Annotated in this window: 9 protein-coding genes; all 9 read right to left on the bottom strand. The window is 30.8% G+C overall.

The window, feature by feature from the left end; translation table 4 throughout:
* Positions 1-169: 169 nt before the first annotated feature.
* Positions 170-1,132, bottom strand: coding sequence for a nicotinamide mononucleotide transporter (locus P695_RS0104400; protein ID WP_028127029.1), 963 nt, complete (start codon positions 1,130-1,132; stop codon positions 170-172).
* Between the two features lie 160 nt (positions 1,133-1,292).
* The gene (hpt, locus tag P695_RS0104395; protein WP_028127028.1) at positions 1,293-1,859 is read right to left on the bottom strand and encodes a hypoxanthine phosphoribosyltransferase; all 567 of its coding nucleotides are present in this window, start codon (positions 1,857-1,859) and stop codon (positions 1,293-1,295) included.
* Positions 1,860-1,867: 8 nt separating this feature from the next.
* Complete coding sequence (gene ruvX, locus P695_RS0104390; RefSeq protein WP_028127027.1) at positions 1,868-2,302, bottom strand: Holliday junction resolvase RuvX; 435 nt, start codon at positions 2,300-2,302, stop codon at positions 1,868-1,870.
* Positions 2,295-3,200, bottom strand: a complete 906-nt coding sequence (locus tag P695_RS0104385; RefSeq protein ID WP_028127026.1) for a phosphatase PAP2 family protein — start codon at positions 3,198-3,200, stop codon at positions 2,295-2,297. Before P695_RS0104385 ends, ruvX begins: the two co-directional genes overlap by 8 nt.
* A gap of 57 nt (positions 3,201-3,257) precedes the next feature.
* Positions 3,258-4,619, bottom strand: a complete 1,362-nt coding sequence (gene eno / locus P695_RS0104380) for a phosphopyruvate hydratase (RefSeq protein ID WP_028127025.1) — start codon at positions 4,617-4,619, stop codon at positions 3,258-3,260.
* Positions 4,620-4,815: 196 nt separating this feature from the next.
* Positions 4,816-6,102, bottom strand: a complete 1,287-nt coding sequence (locus tag P695_RS0104375; RefSeq protein ID WP_028127024.1) for a hypothetical protein — start codon at positions 6,100-6,102, stop codon at positions 4,816-4,818.
* 142 nt (positions 6,103-6,244) lie between these two features.
* The gene (locus P695_RS0104370; protein WP_028127023.1) at positions 6,245-10,600 is read right to left on the bottom strand and encodes an ABC transporter permease; all 4,356 of its coding nucleotides are present in this window, start codon (positions 10,598-10,600) and stop codon (positions 6,245-6,247) included.
* A gap of 17 nt (positions 10,601-10,617) precedes the next feature.
* Positions 10,618-12,921, bottom strand: coding sequence for a hypothetical protein (locus P695_RS0104365; RefSeq protein WP_028127022.1), 2,304 nt, complete (start codon positions 12,919-12,921; stop codon positions 10,618-10,620).
* A 335-nt stretch (positions 12,922-13,256) separates the two neighbouring features.
* Positions 13,257-15,443, bottom strand: a 2,187-nt coding sequence (locus P695_RS0104360; RefSeq protein ID WP_028127021.1) for a PTS transporter subunit EIIC, incomplete at its 5' end; no start/stop codon positions are given.

Here is a 15,443-nt window from a genome sequence, read left to right as displayed (position 1 = left end):
TAGAACTTGATAATTCAGATAATATTTTAATTTTTTCTTCTTTTGTTCATTGTTTTGCCATATAAAAAACATCCTTTCTAAAGTATTTTATTACACAAAAATGTTGTTTTTTTGTGTCTACTTTATTTTAGATGTTCAAATTCGATGAATTTTATTTTTATCTCAATCATTAATTTTTAATAGTTTTAGATTCTTGACGCTTTTTTTTAATTGCTTCAGCAATTGGTAAAATTTGCATTCGATATAAACCATATCCTGAAATTGATGCTCAAACGACATATTGGATCATAATGGTAATGACATAATTATCACCCATTCCAATTGGACTATACATCAAAACTTTTCAAACATTTAAGAATTCTCATAATCAAAATTGTTCTGCTATAAAACCTAATTGCAAGAAGTAACCAAACATCATGACTCCATTAGCTACTCCATCAAACATGTGTTGTGTTGAAGTAATCTTATATGGTAAACCAAAGATTCCTTCATATGCAACAGGAACCATGTAATATCATCCAAAACATAATCCCACCATAAAAGCTAAAGCAACTAATAAAACAACTAGTTTTAATCATCATTGGTCGAGGCTTCTAATCGTATTAGCTTGACCTTCTTTATAAATAAAGTTAAATAAGTATCATCCTAATGGTGCACAAACCACCAGCATTGCTTGACCTAAAAAGTCACCAATATTTCCCACAACTAGTGCGAATACTCCAAATAAAATGGCATTAATTAATCCTCAAAAAAATTGTGATGTTTTCCCACTAACAATCATCGCCACCGCAAACAATCCAGTTGAAGCAGCTAAACCATTAATTGAGTAAAGAATGGTTGATGCGATGGCAATTGAATCATTAAATTTCCCACCTAGTGGTGAACCATTGACATAACACATAACATATTGTTTAAATGGCGCAAAATGTGACCCTAACATTCATTTTAAATTTTCAGGTACATTTGTTGAGTCAGTATACACATCAATTGAAAAGAATCCAAAAAAGATTAAGATAATTCCCCCAACTAAAAGTAAAATTTTAAATCCTTTCGATAATTCTTTTAAATCTTTGAACGCATTGCGATACCCCATAAAGTTTAATGGGGCTTTTTTCTCTATATTATTTTGCATTGTTTTCCTCATACAATCTTATGAAATGATAGCACAAAGTTGGTAAAAAATAAAAGAATCTTATGTTAAGATGTGGAAAACTTGAAAAAAATGAAATTTTTTTTGATTTTTCGAAAAAATAAAAACTAATTTTTGACCTTAAAAATTAGTTTTCCCATCATTATCATTTTCAATCTTTTAATTTAGCAATATCACAAGTAGCGACATATGGTAAGTTTCTTAAACGTTCTTCGTAATCTAAACCAAACCCAATTAAGAATTCATCGCCAACTTTAAACCCTGTTCAATCAGGCACTAAATCAACAGCACGTTTAGTTGGTTTATCAACTAAGGTGATAATTTTTACATCTTTAGCACCTCTTGTATAAAAATAATTTTTCACAAATTCTAAAGTTAATCCTGAATCAATCACATCTTCAGCAATTAAAATATGGCGGTTTTTGACATTCGTATTAATATCTAAAACAATTTTTGGATCACCACTAGCCTTCACTCCACCTTTGTAAGATGACATAACCATGTAATCTGTTTCACATTCATAAGTAATGTGATTTAAAATTTCTGCCATAAAAGGTACACACCCTTTTAAAATACCAACAATTAAAATAGTGTTTTCCACAACATCTTGGCTTTGATAATGTTGATCAATTTCTAAGGCAAGTTCTTGTGAACGTTGGGCAATTTCAGTTCTAGTGTATAAAATTTCTTTGACTAATGGGTGTTTCATGTGTCTCCTTAATGTTTGTTATATGTTTCTAAGTATAACTCTAAAATTAATTGAGCTGCAAGTCCATCTTTAGATTTTTTTTGGCGATCACGACGCAGACCGGCATCAATCATAATGGCTTTGGCCATTTTAGTGGTGCGGCGTTCATCAATTTTGACAACTTGATCAGGAGTTAAATTTTCATTATAAGCAAACAAACCCTCAATAAAATAATCAACCATTTCAGCACGTTCACCAATGCTCCCATCCATATTTTTTGGGTAACCAACAACAATGATATCGGGTTTGTAATGTTTAATTTCGTGAGTAAGTTTGGTTAGCCCTTCATCAAAATTATATTCTTCAAATCTGATTGTTTGATATGGACTAGCAATTCGACCATTACTAGTGGCCAACCCAATTGTTTTACTACCGACATCTAAACCTAAAATTTTTTTATCCATAACTAACCTCTCATTTTTTTAATCAATTTTTATTTAAGAATCTCGCACTAATTGTGTATAAAATGAATGCCAAAATCATGGTCATCACAACATCAGTGATGAAATGTTTTAAGAAAACAATGCGTCCCAAAGTCACAATTACAATTGCTAACATAATGATAACAGCTAAACTTCTTCACTTTCAATTGCGCTTTTGACTTAAAAATAAAATCGCTAGTAAAGTTGTAGCTGATGCGACATGACCAGATGGAAATGATTGCTTTTGAAAAGAAAAGTTTTGATAAGAAACATTTCATCACTCACGATATTGTTCTAGCGAACCTGGGGGTAAAGTGGCTTCTGGTCTGGGGCGTTGGAAAATGATTTTTAATAAAGTAGCAACGATTAAAATACTGATTATGAAGATGACCATCATCAACAATGTTTGCAAACAATATTCTTGATTGATAAATTTTTGGCGCTGGTCTTTTTTATTAAAAAACCAAAAAATATAAGCAAATAAAGCTCAATAAATTAGGATTGATAAAAATCAAATTAAAAGTTCATAACTTTTGGTGTGCTGACTCATCACCGGAATTGAGGCCACAATAGTTAAGATAGCAAGAATGATTGCTCAAAAGGTAATCAAATGTCAGTTTTGAATGCGATCGCGGGTTTTGGTTTTAATTTTGCTAAATAAAAATCAATTATATGCCACAGTAATAATTACCATCATGGGAATGACAAAAAAAGCAAATCCGAAAATCTCAATAAAAACACCAAAAAAGTTATGTTCATAACCTTGGACATTAAACAATTCTGAAAATTGCTTGTCATAAAAAGTACCAAGTAAAAATAGTGTTAAGAAAACAATGAGATGGCCAATTATTGGAATGTGTCTAAGAAAAATTTTGTTCATATACTAAATTGTAAAATAAAAAATCGTAAGATTACGATTTTTTATGTTTAATATTCACTATTTTGCAGATTTCATGTTGTAAAAAGTTTTGTAACCATCATAAATGGCAGCTTCACCTAATTCATCATTGATTTCTAATAAACGGTTGTATTTAGCAATTCTATCAGAACGTGACATTGAACCAGTTTTGATTTGTCCTGTGTTTAAAGCGACAGCTAAATCAGCAATAGTTGTATCTTCAGTTTCTCCTGAACGGTGTGAAGTGACAGCTGTTCATCCAGCTTTTTGGGCCATTTGAATAGTTTCAATAGTTTCAGTTAAAGTTCCAATTTGGTTTAATTTAATTAAAACTGAGTTTGAAGTATTTTTAGCAATTCCTTCAGCTGTAATTTTTGGGTTAGTGACATAAAGATCGTCACCAACGATTTGGATTTTATTCCCCATCAATTGCACTTGTTTGGCAAATCCATCTCAATCAGATTCAGCTAATCCATCTTCAATCGAAATAATTGGGTATTTATCAACTAGTTTGTTTAAATAAGCATTCATTTCATCAGTTGATAAAGCTCAAGTACCACCAGTTAAAGCTTCAATTTTTTTGAAGTGGTATTTTTTATCTTCTTTATATAATTCAGAACAAGCAGCGTCCATCGCAATCATGATGCCGTCTTTTCCAGTTTTATATCCAGCTTTAGCAATTGCTTCAACTAATAAGTCTAAAGCAACTTCGGCTGGTGAATGTTTTTGGAAAGTTTCTAATTTGTGATCGCTATATGCTCAATTAAAGTTTGGTGCAAATCCACCTTCGTCTCCAACTGCAGTTACATCACCTTTAGCATGTAATAATGATTTTAAAGCTTGGAAAGTTTCTGATGATCAACGCATTGCTTCTCTAAAGTTAGGTGCACCAACTGGCATAATCATAAATTCTTGGAAGTCAAGAGCTGAATCAGCATGTTCCCCTCCATTAATGACATTTAACATTGGCACAGGTAAACGACGAGCATTAACCCCACCAAGGTAACGGTATAATGGAACTTCTAATTCACTAGCAGCAGCTTTAGCAGCAGCTAGTGAAACTCCTAAAATTGCATTGGCTCCTAAGTTTTTTTTGAAGTCATCACCATCTAAGGCAATCATTGCCATATCAATTTTGATTTGGTCAGTCACTTCCATTCCAATAATTTTGGGAGCAATTTTATCGTTTACATTAGCAACAGCTTTCAATACACCTTTCCCATTAAAACGAGTTTTATCTCCATCTCTTAATTCTAAAGCTTCTCTTGAACCAGTTGAAGCTCCAGACGGAACCATGGCTGATCCAAATCCACCAAATTCAGTTGTAATTTCAACTTGAACTGTTGGGAAACCACGTGAATCTAAAACTTCACGTGCTTTAATACTTGTTATTTTTGACATTTTCTATTTATCCTCTCATTAGAAATAATACTAATCTATTATAACCTTAAATTAGCTTAAAATTAACTATAATCACAAAGATTTTGTTTTAAAAATGGGCATTACTCAAGCAAAATTCGCTCTTTGGCGAGTTCTCAAAAGCTTGATTTTTAGAAGCAAAACAAGGTTTGTTTTGCTTTATGGTGAAGATGTTTTTCTAATTGATCTTGATTGTAAATTCTCCTTTAGTTGTTAATGATGCTTCTTTTGCTGTGACGGTAATGACATCACCACTTTTTACAGTAAGATTCAATCCTGTGATTGTATAATCATTTCTTGTTGCAAACGGACTACGTAAGCGCACCGCAACATAAATAAGCATTTCAACTTCCACAGCTGAAGCACCAACTTTGATGGAGTCAATCACTAGTCCAGTTAAATCTCTTTTTGTGGGAATAACAATAAGATTAAAATCACCAGTAATTCATTGCGAAGTATCTTTGGCAAAAACCGTTATTGTATCTTGTTCTTGCACAACATCTTTTAAACCAAGAGTTTTAAAATCAACTTTGGTGATTCATGGTGCTTGTTTTTGAATGTTAACCAATATTTTTGCTTCAACATCTGCACTCTTCATACCAGCATCAATTCCACCAACAACTTGGGTATTGGTAATGTTGATTTTGTCAAAATGAAGATTAAATTTACCAGTAATTCATGGGGCATCAATTTGTGCTTGGACTAAAATATCTCCTGCAGTTACAATCTTTGGATCTTCTCAGCCAGTTCCTGTAATGGTTAATTCATCTATCTGGATTCCATGCATGTGACCTTCCAAATTAATATCGTTGATGATGTTTGTTGTTGCTTGTTTTTTATCCATCCCGAGTTTGACATCATCAACAACATCTTGACTAATATCAACTTTGCCATTCTGGATAGCAAATTGACCTGTAATTAATTTTGAAGTGGCAAGTGCTTTAACTCAAATGTCTCCTGGCACAACAATATCTTCAGGTTCTCATCCACTTCCAGAAATCGTTATTTCTTTAAGACTCACATCATGAAGTTTACTTTCTAAATTAATATCATTGATGATGTTTGTAACTGCTCGTTTTTTGTCCATCCCAATTTTGACATCTCTGATAATATCTCGACTGATATCGACTTTGGCAATGTCAATTGTAAATTCGCCTTCCACTAATGCCGAATTAGCTAAAGCTTTGACCCAAATTTGGCCCGGAATGACAAAATCTCCCAAATTTGTAATTGCATAATCAACATTTAATTGGATGTTGTCTAATCCTGGTTGCATTGCTAGTGTTTTCTGGATATTTTCTTGTGCTTCACTTTGATTCATCCCTACTTTTATATTGGTCACTGCTATACCATGAGAAAGATCAATTTTATTTGATTCTTTAGAGCAAGAAATAACTGTGGTAGTTGCTGAAATTATAAGCGTGGTAACAAGAAAATTCCCTAAGAGGATTAATGTTTTTTTCATTATTTATTTTCCTTTAAATTTTGATACGTTTGTTTGTATTATTATACTCTTTTGAAAATAGAAGAAAAAAAAGTTCACTCTAAAAATGCGAAATTTTTAGAGTGAAATAACTTTTTGATACTTGTTGTTTACTTTATCAAGATTAAGAATTTCCAGTTAAGGTGTTTAACTTGGTTTTCTTGACACCTTGCATAATGACAATATAAGCAATAATAAAAATTAATAAGGAAACAAAGAAGACACCAACAAATAATCACGGATTCACAATTAATGGTAAAGCAATTTTAACTTTAACTAAAGCAATGGGAATCGTGTATTTAATCAGTAACCAAATTGTCACCATGCCAAGAGCTGAGGCGAGAATCGCGACTGGTGAAAAAATTCACAGCAATAAAGAATGAAATTCACGCATTGTATAACCTTGAATCCGCATGTAATTCATAAAGTTACGGTATCTTCTAATGAAAATATCTGTAATTAAATAAATTGTGATAATCCCAGTGATCATAAAGATCGGAATGATAATGGCAGCAAAAACCAGTGTGGCTGAAATTAAGTTTTGCATGGCGATTTTGTTAATATCAATATATTCAGTGAAACCAATTCCGGTTTTGAAATATTTAGCAAAACCAGCTGTGGCATTATTGCCTTGCATTGATTGTAAAATAATGCGTTGTAGTTGGTCAGAAATTTTATCATTATTACTCATTTTTGCATTACTTCAAAGATTAATTCGTTGACCATCAGCTAATTGTTGAACTTGATTAATACTTTGGGTAATACCAAGTAATTCATTGGCATATAATTGGTCAAGATAAATTTTATCACCATCATACAAGTCTTCCAGACCAACAATTTTTAATTTTTTAGATGAATTTTGATTGACTAATTTATTAGTCAATAAATTATTTTGTAAAGCAAGATTCATTCAGTTATTAGTCCCTGAGAGCAATGAATCTTGGGTAATTTCAGTAGCTCCATCAGCTTCATATTTTAAAATATCAAATGGATAAATTCTTGTTTGGTTAAGTTTGGCAACATCTTGATTAAGAAGAGCATATACTCGATATTGTTCATTAACTTTAGCCAATAATTCTTGATCAAATTGTTGTAAATCAATATCTAAATAAACATTTTTCAGATTGTAATAAGGACGATATGTTTGTGTTTGATAATCAAAATAATAAAAATTATTTGAACCATCCCCGCGGTGATCATATGTCATTTTACTTAAATCAAGATCATATAAATTAACTGTGTTAGTTCCATTACCTAAATCATATTTTCAAGCTGTTGGACTAATTACTTCAACTTCTTTGTTGCGGTTTAAAAAGGCTAATTTTTGATTATCCATTTGCAAAGTAAATGAATCACCAACTTTTAAATTTTGTAAAGCCAACTTGCGATTAATCAAAACAGGAATATAATCCAGACTTGGATTATATGCAATTTTACTGCGGTTTTGTAATTTTAATCTGGGGTTGGGATGATTGGGGTCCACTCCAAAACCAACAATTTTTGTTTGATCAGCATTATTAATGCTTCCTTCAATTTTAGTAAACATTTCGTCTTCATTTGGGTTAACAGGAATTGATGAAAAATTAAAACTAAAGTTTAAAAATTCATTTTCATCACGGTCTCATAACTCTTTAGTGGCTGATGGGAGTAAATTATTGGAAATATATTTGATATGGTCTTTATAATGCTTACCAGGTTCTTCTTCAATTGGTTTTTGCCCTAATAAGATTGGAAAAATTTTACTAGTTAATTGATCAAATTTTTTCTGCACAAAATCACGAGCTGAATTACTTACTTGTGTAGCATAACCTAAAACTTGATCCATCACTCCCACTGAAATTAATCCACCTTTAAAGGTTAAGAAATTTTTGAAAAGAATTTCTTCAAAAATTTGTTTATATTGCTGACCATCATTTTTTTGCCAATAAGCTAAATCTTTAGGAGCAATAAAACTAACATAAGTGTTTGTTTTGCTTGTATCTGGAAGATGCACATTGAAAATCGAAGCTTGTAAATTAGAATTTTTAGGATTACTTTCATGAGCATAAAATGAGTATCTCGTTAAGGGGTTATTAGCGACAGTATTAATATAAGAATAATTATTGTTATATTGAATGTTGCGATAAAATTCATTGCTCATCGAATTCAAAATACTGGGAATCGAAGCCGAAAAAGTAATCACTAAACTGGCCACAAATAAGACTGAGAAAAAAACCAATAAGTCTTTTCACGAACTGGATAAAATCACTAATTTTAATTTGGCATTAAAACTAACTACCGGAATTTTAGAAAAGATTTTTTTCAAAAATAAATTAGGATGTGTTGCTTTGGCTGGTGATAGTAAGGTGATGGGAGATTGTTTAACTTTAAAATAACTAGTAATAAAAACCATGCCAACAACAATACCAATTAAACCAAATAACTCAATTAAGAAAACTTTTCAATCAATATTAAACACATGCGGAATATTGAAATAACGTTCAAATGTGTTCATAAAAATGGGTTGAATCGCTAAACTAATACCTCAACCAATGAGAGTTAAAAAGATGACTGGGATGAGCATATAAGCAATGTAATTGCTTAAAATTTTAAAATTTGAAACTCCTAAAGCTTTTAAATTACCAATTTGTCCTCTTTCATTATTAATCACTTTTTTAAAAATGGTATAGATCACAAAGCTTAAAGCAGCAATAAAAATGATTGTTAAAATAACGGCAATTAAAATAAATTTACTAATGATTGCCGGAAACAACGAACTTCTAAAATTCAATAATGGTGTTTTCGCATATTCTTGAATTTTAGTGATAATTAAATTTTCATTTAACTGTTGGGTGTTTAATGTTTTAGCAACTTCACCAAGTTGCAAAACATTGTCAGCTAAAAATGTGGCAAAAATATTTTTATCATGAATTAAATTTTGTTTGTTTTTTAAATTATAAGTTAAATACGCTCGACTTACATCTTGGAATTTACTAGGATCAATACCATTTTGACCATTAAATTGTTTAGAAAATAAAGTGTCACTAATATAGAAAATCGCTTCATTTTCTTGGTTGGTTAAAATTTCATCTTCATAAATAATCGGATAAACATTTAAAGTATCAGTCCCCGTCGCATCTAATCGATATTGTGTTTTAGATTCTGGAAAAATAGCATATCCTTTCCCAATTTTTCAATTATTAAACTTGGCATAACCATTAGAAACCATAAAGCTATTTTCAGTAAAAAGATCATCACCATTATGTTTGGCAAAAAATGAATAAAGATCTTCATTATAAAATTTGACATCAAATTTTTGACCATCCGCTTGCATTTGATTATAAAATGAAGAAATATATCTAAATTTACGCCCATTAGCATCCCACATCACCGTTTCATTAGTTGTTCTAACCTTAAAATTACTTAGATCGCCTAACAAATTAAAATAAGCATTAAATCAATGTCTTTGGGTATATTTGTTTTTATTAATCGAATATCCAAAATTATTTAAGCCAGTTTCCATCATCGTTGTCGCATCATGTTTTTTAATATTAAAACTGGCATAGTTCTTGTATAAATTATGTTCATTGGTTTCAGATGTTAGCTTAAAAATGTCATAAAGATTATGATTCTCAACAAAAGCATATTGTCCACCTTTAGGATCAATTCTCCCAATTCTTCCGACTCTTCTGACAATATCATCACCTCTTGGTTGATTAATGAAATCTTCCACTGCTAACCAGGGTTCTGTATCACTTTGGTTAGCACTATTTTGATAAACTTCCACTAATTGTTGTTTAATCGAATATGTTAAAGCTGAGTTATTTAAAGCAAACATATATTCAAAAATATCTAATACCGTTTTAGTTTGTTGGGCATTTAATTCGCCTTGAAAATGATGATTTTTACTATATAAATTACCAATTAAAGAGTTCTTAAAATATTTGGAATTGAAATTAAATTGATAAAAATCACCAAATCTTCCACTTTTTACAACCGCAATTTTTTGAGCTTCTGTAAATGCTAAAACTCGGTCATCACCTTGAGGGGCAAAGTCTTCTTTTTTGGTACTATCAGATTCAGTATCACCAAAATGGAAATTAAAATGTTGTTTATTGCCATATTCAAACATTGAAGAGCGATAAGCATTATCATCAATTTGAAATTTATATTTTAATAACACTGCATCGCTTTGAGCATCACCAAAAGTTAGGGTTGGGAAAAACCCTAACTTTTGGTTACCAACTAATTCTGTGTTAAATGAAAATCAGGGAGTAAATGTTTGGGTATCATTACTCGGATATCCACTTGATGTATATCTGAAAGAAAAATCATGTTTTTCATAGTTTTGATTAATTTGATGATTAATGTTGTTTAAGTTAACTGAAACAATTCCTAATGTTGAAGTTAACACCACAGTAATCGTAATCAAAATTAAATAAATGAAAAATTGGAGATAATCTTTGAGAAGCCGTTTTAGGCCATTCTTAAATAAAAGCATTTTCGATAAATTTTCTCCTAATAGATGTTAAAGAACTCTTTTCCATTTTTGTCAAAGTTTTTAATGGAAGTGATGACTCAATATGGTGTAGTTGGGTCTTGTGAAATATTTTCCCAAACAATTTTGTATGAATGTTCAACTGGTTTTAAATCTTGGAAATTACCCAATCCATCATATTTGATTAAATCTGCTTTTTGGATTTTATCTTGTTCAACACCTAAAACTTTTCCAGAAATTTTGTTTAAATCTAATTTTGAACTTAGTGCATCATTGTTATTAAGGACATCTTTTTGATGGTCAATGATTGTTTGATAAGGATTGAAGTTTTCGGGCACATCAATTTTTTGATCTTGTTGATTAGCATTAGAAGTATGGTCACCTTTTCCTTTATATGTTAATTGGAATTCCATTTTTCCACCAGTTTGTTCATTACTAGTTGAAGTAACTTTGATATCTGATTTAATTCAGTTTGTATCATCATATAAGTTTGATATAACATTTTCATGGGCCTTTTCCATTCCTAAGTCAACTGCATTACTAAATGAATCTAAGAATTCCCTAAATTCTTGATATCCAACAGTGGTTGAATTATTACTTATTCCATCATAAAGACCTTTGAAAACAGAACCTTCGACATATTTTCCATCTTTATAACCTAATTTTTCTAAAAACTTAGTTTGTTCTGCTGTATTTAAATCTCTAAAATAGTTTTTGTTTTGAAATGCGGAATCATTAATAATAGATAAAAATTGTGATTGATATTTTTCTTCACTAACTCCTTGATAAATATTTTTAACAAAATTTAATAAATTGATTCCAGTACCCGGTTTTTTCATTATTTTATTTCAATTGTCTTTCCCTATGTAAAGCATAAGGCCATCAAAAGCTGCAGCAAATGGTGAATTTTTTCCTGTTTTATATTCAAATAATTTATTAGAAAATTCTTCCTTGTTATTTGATTTATTATATTCTTGAGTTAATAAATCAATGATTTCAACAATTTTTTTAGCATTAGTCCCTGCTTTTCCAGATTGAGCATCCACTCCTTGCTTATTAAATAAATACTCAATACCAACTTCTTTGGTTGGTAATATATAAATACCCAATTCGTGCGTTGGTTTAGGGGCTTTATCTAATGTTTTGGCAATAGCTTTAATCTGATCAGAAAAAATATCTGATTGAGCATTTTCTTGAAAAGTTTGTCAAATTTTTGTAATAAGTGAAAATGAAATAGCCTGCATTGATTGGAAAGTTTTTGGTTGGGCTAGATTTACATCTTTATCGACTAACATTGGCAATAAAAAGTTGGTAAAATCAGCTAAATTTAAAGCTCCAGATTTAGTAGATGAAATATTATTAATGATTGCTGACATTAAACTAATTTTTCCGGGAACGTTTTGTTTTGCGGCTGTAGATGTTAATAAAGCCCCGGTAGAATTAAATTTATTATTATTAATGCTTGATTGATAATTTGTAGACTCATCTTGTAATGCGGGTTGAAATGATATATCTGCACCTAGTTTTTGTTGCACACCTTGACCTTTGTAATCCATTGTTTGAGTTGCTTGACCAGAATTTAAAATTGAATTATATCAAGCATAGCCAGAACCATTAGTTCCTTTCTTATTTTCTTCTGCAGGACTACCAGGGCTAGTTGTTCCATTAGTATTAGTTGGATAAGCTCCATCAAAACCATTACTTAATAAATAATTAGATAAAGCACCCGTATCTTGAATTCCTCAAGCTAAATTACGACGTTCTTCATCTTGAGATAATTTTATGTCTTTACCTAAACCAGCAGCATATCCCATCGCATTGTTTGTTTTATTGTTATATCCAGTATTGCCTGATTTAGAAAAAGTGTCAGCAAAATAGCCTGCTTTACCACCTTGAGGATTAATCATCGTGTTATAGAAATTATTATCATACATTCCCATCACATAGCTAGCAAACATTCCAGCATAACCATCTTGATCAAAACTTTTAGTTCAGGGGGCTAATAAGTTTTTAAAATTAGAAATTCGAGTTCCTAAATCAATTTTTTGGTTGTTATATTTATAAGCTACAGGCATTTGCATTGCTGATGCTTGTGGAGTTAGATACATTGATAAAATTTCATTAACATTGTAATTTAAATTTTCATGTCTGCCACCGATAATTAGGCGAGAAATAAATTCTGCACCACTTAACATTTCCTGTTGGATTGGTAATAAATCACCTTCATGACCGATATTTTTGTTATTTTTGTCACAACTTACAACCGTTAAAGTTGAAGATGACACAAAAAGAGTCACTCCCAATAGACTTAATAATTTTTTCATATTTTTAGTTTCCTTTTTAAAAAAGTTAAACTTAACCAAATATTTATGATAATAAAGATTTGATTAAGGAGAGAACTTAATCCTATTTAAAATAGATCTTTTGAAACCTAAGTAATAAACTATTGGTTTATTAATGTAGGTTGTATTTATAATAACTTATAAAGTCTAATTATTGTGAAAAAAGAAAATAAACAAATTAGTTTTTTGCTAGGAAATTAGGACAAATTTGCTTTTCCTTGAGCAAAAACCGGCTTAAAATAGTGGTTTAACAAAGACAAAAACGCACCCCAGTGAATGAGTTTTGGGGGTGCGTTTGCTAATTTAAATAGACGTTTTTATTTAGGCATTTTAAATTCTTGTTTTTCTAATTTTGTAAATTTAGTGTCTTTTTTAGAAGTAAATCCATAGTTAATATAGACTGAATTGATCGCATTATAGTATTTATTAGCGACTTTTTCTGATAATTCAGAATTAGTTAACTTGTGTAATTTGTCACCAATTGCTTTTGCTTTTAAAATATTATCTTGAGTTAGTTTTTCAACTTCAGCTTCAATTGGTGCATTAGCAGCGCGTGCTTCTTGTAACAATTTTTCTAACTCAGCAATTTTATCATCATATTTTGGTATGTTAATTTTATTAACAAGTTCATCTAATTTGGTCATAATTTGATCAACATTTTTTTGTGATTCTAGTTTGGCTTGATTTCTAGAGAAACGTTTTGCCAAAGCTTCTTTACGTTCTAAATCTTGACTTTCTAAAACACTAATTTTGCTTTGTAAAGTTTGGATTTTTGCCATGTTTTTTTCAAAAAGTTTAATTTTGTTAGTTACTTCTTTGTTGTCATAGAAAGTTTTTAATGCATCAGCTTCTTGTTGTAAACTAGCATCCATAGCCACGTTTTTATTGTTTAAGAAATGGTTCAATGATTTTGTTGCTTGATAAAGACCAAATTTTTCACCAGTTCTTTCTTTTGCAAAAAACATAACTAATAATATTGGAACAGCAATACATATAGCATATCCAACTAATGTTGCAATTAATGATTTAGTATCACCATTTGGACCATTGGCATTTAATACAGAGAAAAGTCCTCCCATACCTGTGTTTATTCCAGCATAATATTTAGCGCCCATTAATCCAGCAACAAATCCACCAGCACCCGCTCCAACACAGCCATATAAGAATGGTTTAACTTTCGGTAAGTTAACCCCAAAAATAAGTGGTTCTGTAATGCCGAAGAATCCTGCAGGAATACCTCCGTATAGTGTTTGTTTGATAGTTGCATTTTTAGTAATGAATAATAATCCAATTGAAGCCCCAACTTGACCAAAAACCCCAATTGTAGTACCACCTAATAAGTTAATTGTCTTTAGCCCTTGAATATATGGATCTGGATCAATTGACATTGGAATTTGTAAAATAGTAACTAATGCTCCATGCGCCCCTGTAATAACCAAAGGTTGTCATAAGAAGGAGAATAGTGCAGTTCCAATTCCATAAGGAATTTTTTCAACTCAAGAAAAGATATATCCCAATCCTGCTTCAAAAACCGAAATGATTGGACCCACTACAAAGAAAGCTAAAACAGAAGCCACAAAGATAGTGAATGTAGATACTGTTAACATTAAACTTCAATTTGGAAATCTTTTTTTAGCAAATTTTTCCGCTTGAACAGTTATATACGCAATGATTGTTGCTGTAATCAAAGAACCGGGTGATGGTCCTATTTTCATCCAGACAAAATCAATGCCATCAATTTTTGATGTGATTAACGGTAGACTCCAAGGTGTTGCTGTCATCACACCCATTGAGTTTTGAGATAAATTACCTTTAAAAATAACTGGTGCTGTTAAAATCAACCCCATAACAATTCCAAGTAAAGGATTACCACCAAAATATTTAACTCCATTATATGTGAAAAATATTCCCATAAATAATGTTGCTCCACCAGCAATTAAATAAATTAATTGGGTTGCTAAGGTGTAAGAACCGAACGCAGCACTAGGAGAAACATTTTGAATTGCTCCAGTTTGTTGTAAAACAGCTTGAGCTGCATTTATTAATCCAACCCCAATAAGAATTGGAATAACCGGCATAATAATTCCTTTAATTAAATTTAAAAGTTGTTTGCCAAAACTTTGCTTTTGCGCATTAGGGTTTTTTAATTCGAAATCTTGAGCTTGTTGTAAATGAATCAGATGGTTATCTAATCCGTCTTTAACTTTTTCAACCTCTCCCCCAATAATGACTTGCAATTCATTTTTATTTCAATTGATGCCTTTAACAATATCAAGTTTTTTAATTGTTGCTTCATCAACTAAATTTTTGTCTTTAACCACAAAACGTAAACGAGTGACACAATTGTAGTAGCGACTATAATTGTTTTTTCCACCAACATGATCATAAATTTTCCCAGCCAGTTCTTCATAGCGATTAGTAAATTTAATACCTTTTTTTAAAGCTTCTTTTAATGTTATTGGCGCTGGTTTTGATAAGTCTTGATCAGCTTTTACTTGAACAGG

It is taken from the genome of Williamsoniiplasma lucivorax ATCC 49196 (genome assembly GCF_000518285.1).
Taxonomy (GTDB): domain Bacteria; phylum Bacillota_I; class Bacilli_A; order Mycoplasmatales; family Mycoplasmataceae; genus Williamsoniiplasma; species Williamsoniiplasma lucivorax.
This window is presented reverse-complemented; position numbering and strand designations above follow the sequence as displayed.